The organism is Anaerocolumna jejuensis DSM 15929, from assembly GCF_900142215.1.
GTDB lineage: Bacteria > Bacillota > Clostridia > Lachnospirales > Lachnospiraceae > Anaerocolumna > Anaerocolumna jejuensis.
This window is the reverse complement of record NZ_FRAC01000009.1, coordinates 65,841-84,516: the sequence shown is the minus strand read 5'-3', so window position 1 is coordinate 84,516 and position 18,676 is coordinate 65,841. Positions and strand designations below refer to the sequence as shown.

The window sequence follows — 18,676 nt, the reverse complement described above, 5'->3', positions numbered from 1 at the left end:
GGCAATGACAAAAGAAAGGAATGTGACGATATTTATACAGGCCAAAGGCACGGGAATTTCCGTGCCTTTAGTAAATCTATGTATCTATTTGGAATTCGTCATGCTTCTGCTTAAAAGGCGCAATGAATAAAATGTTTATTTCTTTTGCAAGCATGACAATTCTTGATCAAACCATGTTTCAATATCATCTCGGATATATAGAACAGAATCATCCAACGATATGGGAAGTCCACGGCAGCCGCCATCACAATGACCGATTTCTCTTTTTCTGCCGCAGCCATATCCCTTTGCAATCAGTTCCTGCAAAATGGGAGGAAATGTTTTGAGGGTGTCAGTGTACTCGTGGGTCTTTGCCGGTTTCACATTGATATGATAGCCGTTGCCTAGGGAAGCGTTAATTCCCCATAAATCCTTCCGTTTATAACAATACTTTATATAGATATGAAACCCTTTAACTTCCACGACGCAGGTAAGTCCTTTATCCAGATAGCGCTGATGCAGCTGCAGAATGAAATCCTGCACATCTGAGGACAAAGGCTTTATCGTATCCTGCACGATGGAAAGCACATCGGTTTCATCCTTTTTCAATGCCCTGTAATCACAGCGCAAAAAAACATCCTGGTTGACGAGGGTGCCATGGTCTATTTCGGCGATTGCCATGACCTTCAGGCCTGTCAGCATAGTGGGGTTATCTGGATATGTAATCTTTATGGTTTTGATGTCTGACAAGTTTTGCTTTTTATCATTTATATCAATGCCGTCAATGCAAATACCGCAATCCGCCAGAAAGCGCAGACATTCAAGGTTTTTGGCAACAGACAGCTTTCTGCCCAATACGATATTTCCACAGGCGAGAGATTGCGCGTTTTCAATTGGTATTCCATGATAACCTATATTCATTAGTATAGTGCTTACATTGTGCAGGAACGGATAATACACCGAAAGAGTGGTGCGGTTTTCATATTCATGGGCAGCTTTTTTGCTATTATCATAGACATTGCCTTTGGCGTATAAAACATCGTAAAGCCGAACCAAAAAGGCTCTGAACGCCTGAACGCCCTCATGTATGCTCTCGTCAACTAAAACATTTGTATAGGCAGGATTGAGCGCATATGCTTCGTGCGTTTCGGGCACCATAATTTCCTTTAAATAGCTTGCCACATCCTGAAGCGTTTTTCTCATGTGTTTTACCTCTCGTAATTTTCTTTGCCTTATTTCTCAAAAGCTAATTGCAAATTCAAATTAATTAAAGAATACCATAAGCAAGGATAAAAATATAGTATTGATCATTTATACACATATAGTTATATGCTTTTTTTATAATTGGCTTTATCTGCAGTCTAAGGAATGTGACGAAAGTCATATTCCTTTCTTTCTTTTTTCACTACCGGAAGTCAGTATAGCATGGTAAGATACCATCAGAAAGCTGAGAAGCAGGGAGGATGGCAGGATGAATGACATTGTTTTAAAAACAGATGGAATTACTAAAAAGTACAGTAACAAGGCAGTTGTAGATTGCCTGACCTTAGAGATCGGAAGAGGGGAGATATTTGGCCTTCTTGGTCCTAACGGAGCCGGCAAATCCACTACGATGAATATGATTTGCGGGCTGGTTAAGCCAAATGCAGGAAGTATCTGCCTCTTTGGAAGGGATATGAAGGAGGAGGGGAAGAAGCTCCTTGGTAAAATAGGCTATATCCCTCAGGAGCTTGCCATTCACGAGAATTTAAAGGCATGGGAGAATGTGGAGCTGTTCACCTCCCTTTACGGAATCAAGGGGGCGGAGTTAAAAAAGGCAGTGGAGGAATCACTGGAGTTTGTAGGCTTATCGGATAAAAGGAATGTATTTGCCAAAAACTTTTCGGGAGGAATGAAGAGAAGGCTGAACATAGCCTGTGCGCTGGGGCATAAACCGGAGCTTCTGATTTTTGATGAGCCCACAGTGGGAATTGACCCCCAATCCAGAAATTTTATACTGGAGAAAATCAAAGAGGCCAACAGGGCTGGGACCACCATTATCTACACCAGCCACTATATGGAGGAGGTGGAGGCCGTATGCAGAAGGATTGCCATAATGGACAGCGGCAAGGTCATTGCAACGGGCTCCAGGGAGGAGTTAAAGCAGCTGGTAACGGCGGATGCGGAAAAGGAACTTACGCTGGAAGAAGTATTCCTGACATTAACCGGTAAAAAGCTGCGGGATTACACGGAGGGGGTATAAGCGATGCCTTGGGCTTTAATAAAGAATAATTTTAAATTAATGTTTCGCAATAAGTGGGTTATCATACTTATGCTTGTAGGACCTGTATTTGTAATTGCCTCCTTATCCAGTGCTTTCAAAGCAATGCTGACAAGCTATACCCCGGCAGATACTTTTACGGCAGGTTATAGTTTAGAAGCGGGAAGCAGCTGGGAGGGGGCCATGGCCTCCATTAAGGAGGCGGCAAAGGAGAATAAGATTGAATTGCGTGAATTTTCACTTGATGGCACCTCTTCTTTAAAGTCGGTTGAAGATATTTTTCAGAGAAAGGAAGCAGCCGTATTCGTGGAATTTAATAAAGGTTCCTATCACATTTATAAGCAGAAGGATATGGAAACCGAGGCAGGCGTTATGGAATATTTCCTCCATCAGGTGGTGCAGTCCTTAAAACAGGCTGATGCCGGTGTCGGGAACGGAAATGGAAATGGAGACAGAAACGGAACCAGCATACGAACGGTTTCCTTAAATACAGTTCCAAAGCCTGACTCAACTGATTATTACGGTATTATTTATATCGTCTATTTCAGCTGGTGCAGTATCATTATTATGTCCCCTGTTTTCAGCAGTGAAAGGAAGAACCGCATTGTGCCAAGACTCAAGGCATCGCCCTTATCCAGCTTTTCCTTATACCTTGGCAAGGTGCTGCCCTGTATTTCACTTACCATGCTGTTGACCTTTTCCAGTGCGGCACTGAATACATTACTCTTTGGAATAAAGTGGGGAAGGCTGCCGGGCACCTTGCTGGTCATGGCCTGCAGTGTTATAGCAGCTGCACTCTTTAGTATCTTTATATACTATCTTTTCGGGAATATGGCGGTGACTGTCGGAGTTATTTTCACACTTGTATGGGTGGCTGGTTTTCTTGGAGGAAGCTTTGAAACATATTTTTATTCGGCAGTTTCCGACAGGCTGAAAGAGTTGTCGCCTTTGTATTATATCAACAGGACCCTGGTGGAATATTCTACAATGGGAAGAAGTGATTATGGGACCAGGTGTCTTTTATATCTTGCTGTTATCAGTATAACTGCCTTCGTGGGAGGACTGCTTCTGGCAGACGGAAGGGGGAGGAAAAATCAATGAATGCTCTTCGTACACTTTTAATAATGAATCTAAAGCTATTGCTTCGAAATAAAGGGTTCCTCTTTTTTCTGTTTGTGGTTCCGGTGTTTTCCGTAATGCTTTTAAACATCAGGCTGGATGGAATCTCCAGCTCAAAGGAAAAGCTCCAGGATATTATTGAGCTGAAGGATATGGAGGAAAAGGTAGTCTATGAAAGAGATTATACACTAATGCCCATACTGGTGTATGACAAATCCATGACAGAGCTGTCCGGGTATTTTTTAAAGCAGCTGGCACAGGAAGGAATCTATCAGATTTACCATGTGGATGCAGCTAATATACCGGATGAAAAAATAGCAGATAACATGGAATTTCATATAGACAAGGACGCCGCTTTAAGCTTCTTATGCCTAAATCAGGATTTTGATAAAAAACTTCTGGAAGGCCGGGTAGAAGACAGTATTACCTTTTATAAGACAGGACAGGATGAAAGGGAAGAACTGTTCTATCAATCCTTGGAGCAGACAGCAGCTGCCTTTCAAAAGCCGGAAAAGGGTAAGGATACAGAGAGTTTATTAAAGCAGCTGCAGGCTTTGGAAAATGCTCAGCCAAAAAAGGAAGTAACCTTCCTAAATAATGGGCTGGCATCAGATTTAAATGATGCACAAAAAATAAAATTATATTCTATCAAGTTTTCTGTGGCCATAGTGACAATTGCCTTCCTTTACGCCGGCATCTTCATTGCTCAGACAGCCGTGGAAGAGAAAAACAATCTGGTATATACCAGGCTTAAACTGACCGGAACCGGTGAGGTTACGTATATGCTGGCAAAAATAATCATAACTCTGATGACAGCCTTTTTACAAACTGTTATAATGGGAATAGGGATTGCAGTATTTGTAAAAACGGATTTTGGAATCAGTACATGGAATTATCTGCTTTTAATAGGGCTTTTGGGGATGATATTCTGCACTATGAGCCTGGTTACGGGAATTCTCTTAAACAATGTTATGAGTGCCAGCTATCTGGCTTTTATGACCTGGTGCATAAGCTCCATGCTGGCCGGCTTGTATTTTCCCATGGACGATGCGAGCAGGATGTTGAGAAATACTTCCAGGCTGATGCCTCAGAGGTGGACTGTCATAGCCGCGGAAGGCATGATGGTAAAAGACTCTTCCGTATACTTTATGATACTTTGTATTACGGCAGCTTACCTTGTAATAATAATGAGTACGGGTGCCATTGGTTTAAAATATGGCAGGAATGAATGAGGATGCAGGAACATTTGGAATTGCGCTATTTTGTATTTATTAAGCTGATTATGGTTATGGCTGTTACGGTTTATGCGGCAGTATTTACTGGGAATAGGGAAGGTGGAATTTCCTACCAGGCGCTGCTGGTGGCAGCCTTCCTTTTTGTGTCTGTAGTTTGGCTGGAATTTAAGGAAGAGAAAAGAGAGGACCTTAAGAGTAATACCGCCAAGGCTCTCTTGGCAGTTGGAAATTCAGCTGTGCCTTTGACGGCTGAGGTGATTTCAATCTGTATTCTGGTCTGGGGATTGGAAAAGGCATATATTTACCTGCTGCCAATGGTGCTTTTGGATATCATAATAATTTTCAGATGGAAGCCTTTCTATTATCCGGCAGCCTACCTCGGTATTTTCCTGACAGATGGGAAAGCAGCCTATTTTGTGGTAGCTTCCTTTATCCTGGCACTGTACTTCCAACATTATATCATTGTCAAAAGGGAGCAGGTCAAGACAGAAATGAACTCCCAAAAGGAAGAGGTCCTTAAAAGGGACCTGAGGAGGAGTGAAACGGAGTACCGGAAGGAAGTGGACAGAAACCGCCTGTATTTTGAGAATAAGGTACTGGAGGAGAGGGCGTGGCTGGCCCAGGCACTTCATGACAAACTGGGACACAGTATAAACGGTTCCGTATACCAGTTAGAGGCAGTCAAGGTAATCATGGAGAAGGACAGGGAAGGAAGCAGGGAGATGCTGCAGGCGGTCATTGACAGCTTAAGGTCCAGTATGGATGAGATTCGGGGGCTTTTGCGGCAGGAACGGCCGGGAAAGAAGCAGCTTGCCTCTATCCAGCTCAACAGCCTCTGTGAGGATTGCAGAAAAAAATACGGAATAGAAGCAGATTTTTCCTTAACGGGAGAAGGGGAAGATATCAGCGGAAAGTACTGGGAAATCATTCTGGATAATTGCTTTGAGGCCGTCTCCAATGCCTTAAAATACTCCTTCTGCACCAAAATTTCCATAGAGATATTTGTCATGAACCGCATGGTCCGCTGTACGGTATCGGATAACGGCAGGGGCTGTGCGCAGATCAAGGAGGGCATGGGACTGGACGGAATGAGAAGGCGTGTCAGGGAGGCAAAGGGCTTTATCAGCTTTGCAGGGGATAACGGCTTTGTTATTAATATGCTGCTGCCCATAGAAGGCGCTCAAAAAGGAGGGGAACATGGCTGACAGGATACGGGTAATTATAGCGGATGACAGTGATTTTGTGCGGGATGGCATGAGAATAATTTTAAGCGTAGATGAGGAATTTCTGGTTACGGGCTGTGCGGCAGACGGCAGAGAAGCGGTGGAAGCAGCCAGAAGAAATCCTACCGACGTCGTCCTTATGGATATTCAGATGCCGGTTATGGACGGAATTGAAGCAACCGGGATTATTGTAAAGGAGAATCTTGCAAAGGTACTGATTCTCACAACCTTTGATGACTATGACCTGGTAAGAGAGGCTATGAAGAACGGCGCCAAGGGTTACCTGATCAAAAACCATACGCCGGACCAGTTAAAGCAAATGATAAAGTCCATCCATAACGGTGCCGGAGTCATGGAGGAAAGTATTCTTACAAGGCTTACCCAGGCAGACAACAGCATAATGGGAGCAAAAGGCTTTCCCAGGGAGTTATATACGGACAGGGAAATGGAAATTATAAGGGCCGTTTCAGAGGGCTTATCCAACAAGGAAATCGCAGAAAAGCTGTTCCTGTCCGAAGGCACTGTAAAAAATTATATCAGCAATATCCTGGAGAAGGAAGGAATATCCCACAGAACCCAGCTGGCAGTGTACTATCTGACGGGAAAACGCGGATAAAGATTATATATATATTACCGACCGTATAAAGCCGCAGGACCTGTTATCAAAGCCATGAATGGCAGTAACACTCAAATATCAGCATAAGAAAGTCATGAATGGCAGCTATTACATAGGGCAGCCCTTCATGGCTTTCTTATTTGTTAATCCGGGTATCATAAGTTAATGTTATTTCAAGCTACAAAAGCCTCGTTTCAATATGTATACAGGTAATTTGTACAAAGCAGAAAGAACGAATGCGACTATGGAAAGGTATTAGAAGTCCTTTTCACTGAAGATTTTGCGCTATATTAACAAACAGATTGTTTGAGTGTAGCGAGTTATCTGTTTGTTAATATGTCCAGCGCAAAATCTTCAGAGAATTAGGACTTCTTATACCTTGGAATGGAAGCATGAGTCTTTCTGCTTTGTACAAATTGCCGTCCCCTTGTGAAAAACTGTTCTAAATGTCTTGACAAAATGTGGTGACAGTTGTAACATAAAGAAGTGGTGACAAACGTGACCCATGAAAGGAGTGGTTAAGTGAATCAAAATGCAAGCCGTATTTCCCAGGCTGAATTTGAGGTAATGAAGATTTTATGGCGTACCGGTGCACCGGTTTCTACAGGAGATATCTATCAGGAGCTCTCAAAGGAATTTGGCTGGGACCGTTCCACGGTTCGTACTCTTTTAAAAAGGCTGACAGAAAAAGGGGCAGTATCAGCCCACAAGTTAAAGGTACTATGTTATCAGCCGGCAATATCTGAAAAAGAGTACTGTGACGAGCAGATAAAAAATGTTGTGGAACGCCTTTACGGCGGAAGTGCCACACGGCTGGTGACTTCCCTGGTGGAAAATTATGATTTAACGGATGCGGATATGGAGGAACTTAGGGATATATTAAAATTGGAAGGGGAAAAGCATGAGTGATTTGTTCAAAGAAATCTTATCCATGTCCTTGTCCGGTTCCCTGCTGATCCTGTTAATCCTGCTGCTGAAACCTATATTAAAGGAAAGGTTTTCAAAGGCGTGGCAGTATTACATCTGGATTATTGTGCTGATAAGGCTTGTTCTTCCTTATTCACCGGAATTTGGAATCATAGACAGTTTATTTCAGCCGGCGGCTGTTCAAAGCAGTTCTGAAGTGGGGACTGATACACAAGGAAATAATATACATACGGAAGACAGCAGCATACAGAGTATAGCGGAAAATTCCGCGGAAAATTCTGCGGAGAATTCCACGGACAATACAGTTTTGCACGCTGTAAGTCCCAAAGGGTATAAGGAAGCTTTGGACGGATTTCAAATCGGCGCTTACTTGTGGCTGGCAGGGATGGCAATTCTGTTCATTTTAAGGCTGATAAGGTATTTGCGTTTTCTGGCATTCATGAAGAACAGCTCGGAGCCTGTTTCTGATAAGCGGACAGTACAAATTTATAAGAGTGCCGCCCTGGAACTTGGAATTACCAGAGTACCGCAGCTAAAGCTGAATAGCCAGATTGCATCACCCATGCTGCTTGGCCTTATAAAACCCTCTGTTTACCTTACGGATATTACTTTAGATTGGGATGATACCAGCCTTTACTATGTACTGCGCCATGAGCTGATGCATTATAAACGCCATGATATCTGGTATAAATGGTGCTGCGGCCTGGTGTCCGGTATTCACTGGTTCAACCCGGTCATATTAATTATGAACCGCCAGATCAGCAAACAGTGTGAAATATCCTGTGATGAGGCGGTAGCAAGGGACCTTAGCAAGGAAGAGAAGCTTCTATATGGACATGTACTTTTAAATGCCATATCAGAAAACAGAAAGAAAAATTCTCCGATGCTTTCTTTGACCCTGTCTGAGGATAAAAAGAGTATGAAAGAAAGGATTAAATCAATAATGATGTCTAAGCGAAAATCAAAGAAAATAAAAATATTATCTGCAATTGTAACAGCAGCCTTATGCATTGCGGCCTTTTGGCTGGGCGCCTATACCATGGACGGTGGGGAAAATACCGTCTTAGCTGCTGACGGACAGAATACCGGCAGTTCTGTAAGCAGCAATTCAAAGAGTGCAGCCGGCAGCCAGGGAGATACGAAGCAGTATACAAAAGCCGTCAGTGCTTCCGAAAAAAGCAGCGGTAAAAATGCAGCTGTCCAGGTTGGAAATGGAAGTAGTGCAACTGAAAATGTAACATCCGGAAACACAATCCAGGCAAGTGCCTCCGAAAATACAGCTAAAAGCCCAAAAGCAAAGGCCGCTGCCACAGCAAAAAGCTCGAAATCCGAAACCACCACACCAAATAAAAAATCCGACAATACTAACAGTACAAAAACACCCAAGCCGGTAGCTCCCAAAAACACAGGAGCTTCCGCTAAAAGCACCCTGACATACAGTAATAAGGACTATGGATTCAATTTCACCCTACCCTCCGATTGGAAGGGCTATACCATTATAAAAGATACCTGGGAGGGAAAACCCCTTAGCGGAAAACAATCAGGCAAAGTAACACAGAAGGGAGCGGTACTTCTACTGCGCAATCCCAAATGGACAAAGAAAAATCCTTATCAGGATATCCCCATTATGATATTTACAAAGAAACAGTGGAAGCTGATAGAAAAGGAAGAGCTTGCCGTAAGTGCAGCTCCCGTAGGACCAAGCAAGCTTGGAAGCAATTCCAAATATGTCTTCGCTCTGCCTGCCCGCTATAATTTTGCCTTTCCTGCCGGATATGAAGAAGTAGAGAAAATCATAAAAAATAGCCCGCTGACACCAACGGAAAACATAAAATAATATGAACCGCCGCGGTAACAAATCCTTCTTCAAACGGAGCAGAGTATCATTATAACGCTATTAGCCACTAAAAGCTTTTAAGCCTGCCGCCTAAGTTCTTCATACGGTTTTGAAGCTTCATTCAGCTCTTCACCTATAAGACCGCCCGTCAAATGCCCAGTTTCAATCTAAAACAGGCAGTTTGCACCAAATAGAGGGATGAATGCGCCTATGGAAATGTATTAGAAGTCCTTTTCTCTGAAGCTTTTGTGCTATATCCTCAAACAGATTGTCTGAGCCCTCGAGTTATCTGTTTGAGGATATGTCCAGCACAAAAGCTTCAGAGAAATTAGGACTTCTTATACATTGTAATCGAAGCATTCATCCCTCTATTTGGTACAAACTGCCGTCCCCCTTTGAAAACCTAACCGTTTATCCTACAAATCTCAAATCCCCCATAATTTTAGTATTGACCAGCTAACGTTTGTTAGCTATACTATAATCACTGAAGTCCCAGACTATTGGAGGAAAATATGACCACAAAAGAAAGCATTGAAGCAGAAGCTCTTAACCTGCTTTGTATAAAAGGATATTCCGGTGTATCCATCAGGGATATTGCAAGAGCCGTGGGCATAAAGGAAAGCTCAATTTATAAGCACTATAAGAGCAAGGAGGATATCTTTGAGACCATAGTGGTACATTACATGGAAAAGACAGAATCAATATTTGCGCCGCCCTCCGGAGATCCCGGCGCATTTGCAGAGCTGTCAAAGGAGATGCTGATTGGAATGATGAAGGCGACATTCCAGACCTTTGCCATGGATGAATACATCTCAAAATGCAGAAAGCTATTTATGATCAGTGCCCCCGGTAATGCCAAGATTGGCAGCTTATATACCGGAAGCTTCATAACAGAGCCCATAAGGCTGAATACCTTTATCTTTCATAAGCTCCTTGCAGCATCCAAAGCAGGCAGGAAAACCGCAGAGGGAGAGCTTTCGGAGAAAGCGGCGGCTATGGCCTATCAGTTTTATTCACCGGTGTTTCTGATTCTTCAGGAGTACGATTATGGAATGGTAACCATGGAGGAAGCATTACGTAAAGTGGAAGGACTTACAGAGCAGTTTATGGAGGTGTACGGATTATGAAAATTAGTGTAATACATGGTCAGACTCATAAGGGTAATACCTACCGGCTTACGCATATGCTGTTAGAGCAGCTGGAGTGTAAAAAGGAGGATATATCGGAATTCTATGTTAATGGCATTGGGCTTTGTGTAGGCTGTGCCCAGTGTATTTACAAAGACGAAAACCTATGCCCCCATAGGAATGGTATGCTGTCGATTATAAAAGCAATGGAGGAGGCCGATGTCATCATAATGGATTCCCCCAATTACTGCATGGGGATGTCCGGCCAGCTGAAGAATTTCTGTGACCATTTGGGCTACCGGTGGATGAGCCACCGCCCCTTTGATATGAGAAAAAAGATTGGTGTGGGTATTGCCACGGCAGCGGGCATGGGAGCAGGAAAAACGGCAAAAGCAATCTGCAGCCAGATGTCCTGGTGGTCCGTCGGCAGGACCTTTCGCCTTGCTTTTGCACTAAACGCTGCCGATTGGGAAGAAGTTTCAGAAAAGCCCATGGGAAAGCTTAAGAAAAAAATCAGGAAGCTGGCAAATAAAATTAATCGCAGCTATGGGAGGGTAAAGCCCGGTTTTAAGACCAGGGCATTATTTAAAATGATGGCTCTGATGCATAAGAACATGGCCTGGAATGAGATTGAGACCGCCCATTGGAAGGACAATGGCTGGATAAGTTGAAAAATACCAACTTTTTCTATGTGAAAGACTTGACAAAATGTTCATAAGAAGTATAATTTGCTAGACAGTTTTATTAGCGAATCGGCAGATAAGCTCTTAAAACTATGACAGAAATATAGAACAGGGAAAAGGCACTATGAAGAACATTGGTCAAGCTGACAAAAAGATTTATCAAAATATTATATATCCTGTGGCAGGAACGGTATTAACCGCATTATTGCTGACGGCAGTGATTGAGAGCTTAAGCCGTAAATCACTTTATCAGGCACTTTTATTTTTGTGGCAGGAGCCGCTGTTATTCTTTCTGAATTTTTCCGTTATACTGATAACATTATCGGTTACTTTATTAACAGCAAGAAGAAGGTTCTTCTATTTGTTAATTACGGGAGCCTGGCTGATATTAGGCATTGTGAACCGGGTGGTTCAGTGCTTTAGGCTGACCCCTGTCTCGGCTATGGATTTTTACCAGGTGAAGGAAGTAATCAGGTCCCTGCCTATGTATATGAATACAATCGGTCTTATTTTTATAGGAATCTTAGTGCTGGCGGTCATTGCCTTCCTGATTTTACTGTGGAGAAGGCTTAAGGTATCAAAGCGGCTGATTATTGCACCTCTTTCCCTTTTGGCATTTTCCTCATTTCTATTTGCCTTCCTGTTCTTTGCGGCGACCAGGGACAATATACTGCAAAAGAACTTTGACAATCTGCGGGATGCCTATTTGGAATACGGCTTTGCCTATTGTTTTTCCAACAGTATTTTTGAGAGGGGAATCGATAAGCCGAAGGATTATTCTGCAAAGAGAATGGAAGAGGTCCTAAAGCATGTCGAAGGGGAGCCGGATAAGCTTTACACAGGAAAGAAGGCTGAGGTGGAAAAGCCCAATATTATAATGGTCCAGCTTGAATCTTTTTTTGATGTGAATTACTTTAAAAATTATACCTTTTCGGAAAATCCAATTCCGAATTTTACCAGACTAAAAGAGAATTGCCCCTCTGGTTTTTTAAAGGTACCTGTTTACGGAGCCGGAACAGTGAATACGGAATTTGAGATAATAACAGGAATGAGCATGCAGTTCTTTGGAACGGGAGAATATCCCTACAGAACGGTCTTACGTTCAAAAACCTGTGAAAGCGTTCCTTTCAATCTTGGCAGGGACGGATACCACAGCTATGTAATCCATAACAATACGGCAACCTTTTATAACCGGAACGACGTATTTCCAAGGCTGGGGTTTGATTATTTTGATTCCTGCGAATATATGAACGGCCTGTCCTATAATAAAATCGGCTGGGCAAAGGATAACGTTTTGACAGGTGAGATTCTGAAGGCATTAAATTCAGATGCGGAAAGAGATTATATTTATACCATTACCGTACAGTCCCATGGGATTTATCCCGCCGGCAGCGAGGACGGGAGGGGAATTAAGGTAAGCCCGGCATCCCAGAATATCCAGTACCCTGATGAGCTGTATAAATCACTTTCGGATTACGTCAGCAGTATGGAGTACTATGTGAACCAGTTGAAGGAAACGGACCAGTTTGTAGGTGCCCTGACGGAAAGCCTGTCAAAATACAAGGAGCCTACGGTAGTGGTATTCTATGGAGACCATCTGCCGCCGTTATCCTTAGAGCAGAAGGATATAACAAATGACAGACATTCCACCGAGTATGTTATCTGGAGTAATTTCCCCATGGAAAAGACCAGGTACGACCTCCCGGCATACCAGCTAAGTGCCTATGTGTTCAACCGGTTTGGGATGGAGGACGGAATACTGACAAAGTTCCATCAAAGGTGTTTTGAGGATGAAAATTACAAAGAAGAACTAAAACTCTTGCAATATGATATGCTGTACGGCAAAAAGTACGTATTTGATAAGAAGGACCCCAACGGGAAAAAGGATATGGCAATGGGCATTTACCAGCCGGAAATCCAGAAGGTTACAAAGGAGGGAGACAGCCTTCTTATTACCGGAAGCGGTTTTACGGAATGCAGCATGGTAATTGCGGGCGGAAAGCGCTGTAAGACAGAATTTCTTAGTGATACCGCATTAAGGATACCCGATAGTAATCTGGAGGGTAAACAGATATTGGTTGAACAGCTTGCAGGCAAAAAGTCAGTCCTTGGAAAGAGCAAAGCCTTTCAGTATCAGTCTGTAAAAAATGATAAATAAATAGATAAGGCGGGCAAGGGAGCTTTCGCTTTATGGCTAATAACCATAGGCTGAAGCTCTTTTTTATTAGTATTAATTAGCTGAGAATACTTTATATATTGCCCTATAAGCCAATAAATTACAGAATTATCAAAAAAGTGTTGTAAGTTTCTAGAAGAATACTTATAATTATTTAATGATGTAATTGGGTAAAGAATAAGCCTGTGATTCATGTATGTTGAATTCTTAGAAAGAGGTCACTATGATAGGTACAATAGGAGAGGTTGACAGGATATTTTACAGAAGCCTGGAGGAGCTGGAGTCACACCATTTGGATGAGGCCATCAAAAGCTGTATGGAAGCATTATGCGGTTATGAGGAATTAGGTGAGTATTTTAAAAGTGCCAGATGCCAGAATCTCCAGGGGGTTATTTACGCTGCCATGGATAATGAGACAATGGCGGTGGACTGTTATCTTGCCGGCTTGGAATATTGCCGCAAACACCAGGTAAAGGGCTTGGCCCACCTTTTCTATTGCAATATCGGTACCAGATATTTGGAGCTTGGTGATACTGCCAAGGCCATTGACTTCTTTTTAAAGGGCCTGGCGGATTTAACGGAAAACGGAAATGACCTCTCTGATTTGTATGAAAAATGGCTGATTGTCAATAAGCTGAATCTGGGTGTTGCCTATTTGAGGTTCGGCAGATTGGAAGAAGCGGAAGAGAACCTGAAAGCAGCAATGGAATTAGTGGAAAGTACCGGTGACAATACCTACAGCTTTACTATTATGTGCGGCCTCTCAAAGATTTATCTTGCAAAAGACGAGGAAGGGTATGTAAGGGAAAACCTTCATACTATGATGGAATACGTCAGGCTGAAGCTTGCACCGCTAAATGACTATATGCAGGATATCATAAGCTTTATCGATATTTTGAAAGCAATTGGGGAATTTGATTTATGGAGAGAGACAATTGAGGAGTTTGACCAGCTTTCCAGAGAAGTAAAATCACCGACTGTAATGCTGCAGGCCGTTGAATTCTGGCTGGATTATTATTCCACCAGAGGCATGATGGAAGAGCATAAAAGAATGTGCATCCGCCATACACAGCTTTATATGGCTTTAAAGAAATATATCAATCAGGATAAAATCATGGCATTAAATGCCAAGCTGGAGCTGCAGCAGGCAGAGGATGATGTAAAAGCGGCAAAGCTCAGGCTGGAGAGTGATGATGTAACAGGACTCAAGAACCGTTATGCCATGCAGATGCATGGGCCTAAAAAGGTGGAACTGGCTTATAAAACAGGAACAATGCTGGTAGTAGGGATATTGGACCTGGATCATTTCAAGGAATTAAATGATACCTGCGGCCACCTGAGAGGGGATACCGCCTTAAAGCAGGTAGGAAATATTCTGGACAACTGCCTGGATGGCTACGGAGATATTTACCGCTATGGCGGTGATGAGTTTGTATTGATTATACCAAACGGAAATTATGAGGTGGCAGATAAGGTTGCCAGGAAAATTATCAAAAGCATTGCGAAAAGCCATATACCCAATAAAGCAGCCCCCATTAACGGCGAGCTTACCATATCCTTGGGAATATGCTGCTGCATTCCCAAAGAAACGGACAGGCTGGAGGACCTTTTTGATATCGCAGACGGCGTATTATATCAGGTAAAGAATAACGGAAAAAATAACTTTGGCATAAAGCTCATACAGGAAAGCGAAAGCTGCTCCGTATAAAAAAAATTAAAAAATTTCAAAAAAATTTTCGGTCTGTAACATATGTTACGGACTTTTTTATTTCCAGCTGATAAGATATAAACATCAAGGCGCGGTACCAAATAATGACAGGCGCAATTAAAATCACAGGAGGATATTAGAATGGAGAACAAGATGTTCTGTTATCAATGTCAGGAAACAGCAGGCTGCAGCGGATGTACGCAATCAGGGGTATGCGGCAAGAGTCCGGAAGTAGCTGCCATGCAGGATTTATTGGTTTATGTGACCAAGGGGATTTCTGAAATCACTACAAGGCTTCGTGAAGAAGGAAAGAAAGTCAGCCCTGAAATCAACCACCTGATAACCTTGAACCTGTTTACCACCATAACCAATGCAAATTTTGACGAGGAAGCGGTTGTTTCCCGTATTATTACAACAATAGAGGCCAAGAAGGAACTGGCAGGACAGTTAGGCAATAAAAATAATCTGAACGAAGCAGCCCTTTGGGAAGCAGACAGAAAGGAATTTGCTGCAAAGGCAGCTACAGTAGGCGTTCTTTCTACCGAAAATGAAGATATCAGATCTCTTAGAGAACTTATCACTTATGGATTAAAAGGACTTTCCGCTTATGGCAAGCATGCCAATGCACTTCTGAACGATGATGAGGAAGTGGATGCTTTCTTACAGAAAGCACTGGCAAAGACCCTGGATGACAGTCTTGGTGCAGATGAGCTTGTTGCACTTACTCTGGAAACCGGTAAATACGGCGTAAACGGAATGGCCCTTCTTGACAAGGCCAATACCACAGCCTATGGCAATCCGGAAATTACAAAGGTTAATATCGGCGTAGGAAACCGTCCCGGAATCCTTATTTCTGGACATGATTTACGTGATATGGAAATGCTTCTTAAGCAGACAGAGGGAACCGGCGTAGATGTATATACCCATTCGGAAATGCTGCCTGCCCATTATTACCCTGCTTTTAAGAAATACTCCCATTTCGTAGGCAACTACGGTAATGCATGGTGGAAGCAGAAGGAAGAATTTGAAAGCTTCAACGGACCTATCTTAATGACCACCAACTGTATCGTTCCGCCTAAGGACAGCTATAAAGACAGACTTTATACCACTGGAGCTGCAGGCTTCCCCGGCTGCAGGCACATCCCCGGTGAAATCGGAGAAGAGAAGGATTTTTCTGAAATTATTGAGCATGCTAAGAAATGTGCTGCGCCCACAGAAATTGAGACCGGTGAAATCGTCGGAGGCTTTGCCCACAATCAGGTATTAGCCCTTGCCGATACGGTAGTCGGTGCTGTGAAATCAGGAGCTATTAAGAAATTTGTCGTAATGGCAGGCTGTGACGGAAGAGCAAAATCCAGAAACTATTACACAGACTTTGCAAAGGCACTTCCTAAGGATGCCGTAATCTTAACAGCAGGCTGTGCAAAGTATAAATACAACAAGCTTGAACTGGGTGACATCGGCGGAATTCCGAGAGTACTGGATGCAGGACAGTGCAACGACTCCTATTCCCTTGCGGTTATTGCATTAAAGCTGAAGGAAGTATTTGGCTTAGAGGATATTAATGACCTGCCCATCATCTACAACATTGCATGGTATGAGCAGAAGGCTGTTATCGTATTATTAGCCCTGTTATACCTGGGTGTAAAGAACATCCATTTAGGACCCACACTTCCTGCTTTCCTTTCACCCAATGTAGCAAAGGTTTTAGTAGAGAACTTTGGCATTGCAGGAATCGGAACAGTGGAAGACGACATGGAGCTTTTCTTTGGCAAGGAAGATGAGGCTGCCGCTGCTGCGGAAGAAGGTATCATCACAAAGGATATGCTGATTGGTGACATTCTCCGTATTGACGAGGACCTTGCTCCTGCCCTGTTAGAGATTGGCATGCACTGCTTAGGCTGCCCTTCCTCCCAGATGGAATCCTTAGAGGATGCCTGTGCAGTTCACGGCATAGATGTAAATGAGGTTCTGGCTAAGTTAAACAGCCAGTTGACAAAGTAACAATTTCCTATACCCTCCCCCTTTTAATATAGAGTTATTACCAGCCAAAATGTCATGGTAATTCCGGAACTGCTGCTTTCTCATCCGATAAATATTGCAGCAGTTCCGGTAATCCATGCTAAAGGAGAACCATATGAGTGCATTTTTAGGACCCATTCATTACTGGGTATTTCATAAGATTACATTACAGGAAGAATTAATACAGGATATGATAAAAGCTTCCAGTGAAAACAACTGGGACAGTAAATTAGAAGAAAAGCTTTCAGAAGCATGTGGGACCATTGAAAACAAGCCTCTGGAGGATATTATAGATGGTGCAAATATACATGGATGGCTTCAGAGCAGAATCTCCGTTACAGAAGGAAGATTAAGCCTGGCAGTTACCGAGCTGCTGAAAGCAGAGCCGGAACGAAAGAAAGAGCTTATCCGGATAGCCTTTGAATTTGGAAAAAAGCATGGCGTACCGGAAAATGCGGACACAGAGGAAGCCTTTCAGGCTATCTGCGACAGCCTGATTGACGGCATGCCCTGTGACAGAGTAAATGAAGTACTGGAGCAGAGCGAGCTTATTACCAGATGGCAGCAGACTGCCTGTGTTCACAGCAGTTACTGGGAGCAGCTGGGAGAGACCTCAGAGGTTTATTATGAGCTCAGAAGGGCAATAATAGAAGGAATGTTAAGCTCCACCAGGCTTTCCTTCCATGCAGAGGAAGGCAATATTTATGAGCTTGTAATGCAATAAGGGCGGGGACCGTCGGCAGCCTGGCATCATAACAATAAGTCAATATCAATAAAGTGCTGAAGGATAAACTGAAAAACAGGTCAGGGAGGTATGCTTATGTACAGCGTAGAATTAATGGTGATGGAACATGATAATATCCTTAAATTTATCGGTGCGGTGGAAAATGCCTGCTGCCGTATGATAGAAGGCGGAGAAGTCAATACGGAAGATTTCGAAAAGATGATATACTTTGCCAGAAACTATGCGGACAAGCATCATCATGGCAAGGAAGAGCAGGTTTTATTTGCGGAAATGACCCAGCACCTGGGCAAAATAGGGACCAACCTGATTCAGCATGGAATGCTGGTGGAACATGACCTGGGACGTCTGCATATATCCGATTTGGAGGAAGCCACGAAGCTTTACAGGGAGGAGCCCAAAACCATTCATAAGCTTGGTATTATTGCAGGCGCTTCCGGTTATGCCAATCTGCTAAAAAGACATATCGGTAAAGAAAACGAAGTAGTCTATCCTTATGCAGAGAAAAGCCTGAGCCCGGAAATACTTGCATCTGTTGATGAAAGAGTAAGAGCCTTTGAAGAGCAGGCAGAGGGCGAAGGAGTGCAAAAATACTGTCTTGGACTGCTGGAAGAACTTGTAAGTAAATACAGCAGCATCTGATAAGAGCAATTTCTGTTTTGTGATTATATAGCTATCTGTACTTTCATTGGGTCAGGAATTTTTAAAAAAATTCTTGAGGTAGGAAAGTGAAAAAGAACCTGATAAAATACAGATAGAAAGTTATTACAGAACGGAAGGAGCAGTAAGGTATGATACCCAAAAAATGCAGCCATGAATCAATTAAATAGGCTATTTATAATGGAATCATTATAAAGGAAATATTTGGAAGGGTATACTTTGCTGATATTACACAAAGAAAGATTGTTTTAGCCTTAAAGCTGAAGAGCCGGGAAAAGAACCTGAAAAGCATCAGGAAATGAGCTTGGAAAGCATCAGCCAAAGAGCTTGAGAAGCATTAGGCTCTGTCATCTGAACAATAG

At 43.0% G+C, this 18,676-nt stretch carries 15 protein-coding genes; 14 read left to right on the top strand and 1 reads right to left on the bottom strand.

Annotation, left to right across the window (positions count from 1 at the left end):
- Positions 1-135: 135 nt before the first annotated feature.
- Positions 136-1,182, bottom strand: coding sequence for a hypothetical protein (locus BUB77_RS08325; RefSeq protein ID WP_073274755.1), 1,047 nt, complete (start codon positions 1,180-1,182; stop codon positions 136-138).
- A gap of 268 nt (positions 1,183-1,450) precedes the next feature.
- Here BUB77_RS08325 and BUB77_RS08320 point away from each other — a divergent pair, with 268 nt between their 5' ends.
- From BUB77_RS08320 to BUB77_RS08255, 14 genes are all read left to right on the top strand, one after another.
- On the top strand, positions 1,451-2,221 hold the full coding sequence (locus tag BUB77_RS08320; RefSeq protein WP_073274754.1) for an ABC transporter ATP-binding protein: 771 nt from the start codon (positions 1,451-1,453) through the stop codon (positions 2,219-2,221).
- A gap of 3 nt (positions 2,222-2,224) precedes the next feature.
- Complete coding sequence (locus tag BUB77_RS08315; protein WP_073274752.1) at positions 2,225-3,340, top strand: ABC transporter permease; 1,116 nt, start codon at positions 2,225-2,227, stop codon at positions 3,338-3,340.
- Positions 3,337-4,590 carry an ABC transporter permease gene (locus BUB77_RS08310; protein ID WP_073274750.1) on the top strand — a complete coding sequence of 418 codons (1,254 nt, stop codon included), beginning with the start codon at positions 3,337-3,339 and terminating at the stop codon, positions 4,588-4,590. Before BUB77_RS08315 ends, BUB77_RS08310 begins: the two co-directional genes overlap by 4 nt.
- On the top strand, positions 4,587-5,798 hold the full coding sequence (locus BUB77_RS08305; RefSeq protein WP_073274748.1) for a sensor histidine kinase: 1,212 nt from the start codon (positions 4,587-4,589) through the stop codon (positions 5,796-5,798). Before BUB77_RS08310 ends, BUB77_RS08305 begins: the two co-directional genes overlap by 4 nt.
- Positions 5,791-6,432 (top strand): response regulator transcription factor, encoded by a 642-nt coding sequence (locus tag BUB77_RS08300; protein ID WP_073274746.1) that lies wholly within the window; start codon positions 5,791-5,793, stop codon positions 6,430-6,432. Before BUB77_RS08305 ends, BUB77_RS08300 begins: the two co-directional genes overlap by 8 nt.
- A 522-nt stretch (positions 6,433-6,954) precedes the next feature.
- Entirely contained in the window at positions 6,955-7,341 is a 387-nt protein-coding gene (locus tag BUB77_RS08295) for a BlaI/MecI/CopY family transcriptional regulator (protein ID WP_073274744.1), read from the top strand.
- Positions 7,334-9,196, top strand: coding sequence for a M56 family metallopeptidase (locus tag BUB77_RS08290; RefSeq protein WP_073274742.1), 1,863 nt, complete (start codon positions 7,334-7,336; stop codon positions 9,194-9,196). Before BUB77_RS08295 ends, BUB77_RS08290 begins: the two co-directional genes overlap by 8 nt.
- A gap of 512 nt (positions 9,197-9,708) precedes the next feature.
- The gene (locus tag BUB77_RS08285; protein ID WP_073274741.1) at positions 9,709-10,323 is read left to right on the top strand and encodes a TetR/AcrR family transcriptional regulator; all 615 of its coding nucleotides are present in this window, start codon (positions 9,709-9,711) and stop codon (positions 10,321-10,323) included.
- Positions 10,320-10,994, top strand: coding sequence for a flavodoxin family protein (locus BUB77_RS08280; RefSeq protein WP_073274739.1), 675 nt, complete (start codon positions 10,320-10,322; stop codon positions 10,992-10,994). The genes BUB77_RS08285 and BUB77_RS08280 overlap by 4 nt, the downstream gene beginning before the upstream one ends.
- A gap of 136 nt (positions 10,995-11,130) precedes the next feature.
- Positions 11,131-13,164 (top strand): LTA synthase family protein, encoded by a 2,034-nt coding sequence (locus BUB77_RS08275; RefSeq protein WP_073274737.1) that lies wholly within the window; start codon positions 11,131-11,133, stop codon positions 13,162-13,164.
- A gap of 241 nt (positions 13,165-13,405) precedes the next feature.
- Positions 13,406-14,890, top strand: a complete 1,485-nt coding sequence (locus tag BUB77_RS08270; protein ID WP_073274735.1) for a GGDEF domain-containing protein — start codon at positions 13,406-13,408, stop codon at positions 14,888-14,890.
- Positions 14,891-15,031: 141 nt separating this feature from the next.
- Positions 15,032-16,894 (top strand): hydroxylamine reductase, encoded by a 1,863-nt coding sequence (hcp, locus tag BUB77_RS08265; protein WP_073274733.1) that lies wholly within the window; start codon positions 15,032-15,034, stop codon positions 16,892-16,894.
- Positions 16,895-17,027: 133 nt separating this feature from the next.
- Complete coding sequence (locus BUB77_RS08260; protein ID WP_073274731.1) at positions 17,028-17,636, top strand: hypothetical protein; 609 nt, start codon at positions 17,028-17,030, stop codon at positions 17,634-17,636.
- A gap of 96 nt (positions 17,637-17,732) precedes the next feature.
- Positions 17,733-18,296 (top strand): hemerythrin domain-containing protein, encoded by a 564-nt coding sequence (locus BUB77_RS08255; RefSeq protein WP_073274729.1) that lies wholly within the window; start codon positions 17,733-17,735, stop codon positions 18,294-18,296.
- Positions 18,297-18,676 lie beyond the last annotated feature (380 nt).

Coding starts and splice junctions, on each gene's coding strand:
- BUB77_RS08325 (WP_073274755.1), bottom strand. CDS start 1,182: ATGAGAAAAACGCTTCAGGATGTGGCAAGCTATTTAAAGGAAATTATG.
- BUB77_RS08320 (WP_073274754.1), top strand. CDS start 1,451: ATGAATGACATTGTTTTAAAAACAGATGGAATTACTAAAAAGTACAGT.
- BUB77_RS08315 (WP_073274752.1), top strand. CDS start 2,225: ATGCCTTGGGCTTTAATAAAGAATAATTTTAAATTAATGTTTCGCAAT.
- BUB77_RS08310 (WP_073274750.1), top strand. CDS start 3,337: ATGAATGCTCTTCGTACACTTTTAATAATGAATCTAAAGCTATTGCTT.
- BUB77_RS08305 (WP_073274748.1), top strand. CDS start 4,587: ATGAGGATGCAGGAACATTTGGAATTGCGCTATTTTGTATTTATTAAG.
- BUB77_RS08300 (WP_073274746.1), top strand. CDS start 5,791: ATGGCTGACAGGATACGGGTAATTATAGCGGATGACAGTGATTTTGTG.
- BUB77_RS08290 (WP_073274742.1), top strand. CDS start 7,334: ATGAGTGATTTGTTCAAAGAAATCTTATCCATGTCCTTGTCCGGTTCC.
- BUB77_RS08285 (WP_073274741.1), top strand. CDS start 9,709: ATGACCACAAAAGAAAGCATTGAAGCAGAAGCTCTTAACCTGCTTTGT.
- BUB77_RS08280 (WP_073274739.1), top strand. CDS start 10,320: ATGAAAATTAGTGTAATACATGGTCAGACTCATAAGGGTAATACCTAC.
- BUB77_RS08275 (WP_073274737.1), top strand. CDS start 11,131: ATGAAGAACATTGGTCAAGCTGACAAAAAGATTTATCAAAATATTATA.
- BUB77_RS08270 (WP_073274735.1), top strand. CDS start 13,406: ATGATAGGTACAATAGGAGAGGTTGACAGGATATTTTACAGAAGCCTG.
- hcp (WP_073274733.1), top strand. CDS start 15,032: ATGGAGAACAAGATGTTCTGTTATCAATGTCAGGAAACAGCAGGCTGC.
- BUB77_RS08260 (WP_073274731.1), top strand. CDS start 17,028: ATGAGTGCATTTTTAGGACCCATTCATTACTGGGTATTTCATAAGATT.
- BUB77_RS08255 (WP_073274729.1), top strand. CDS start 17,733: ATGTACAGCGTAGAATTAATGGTGATGGAACATGATAATATCCTTAAA.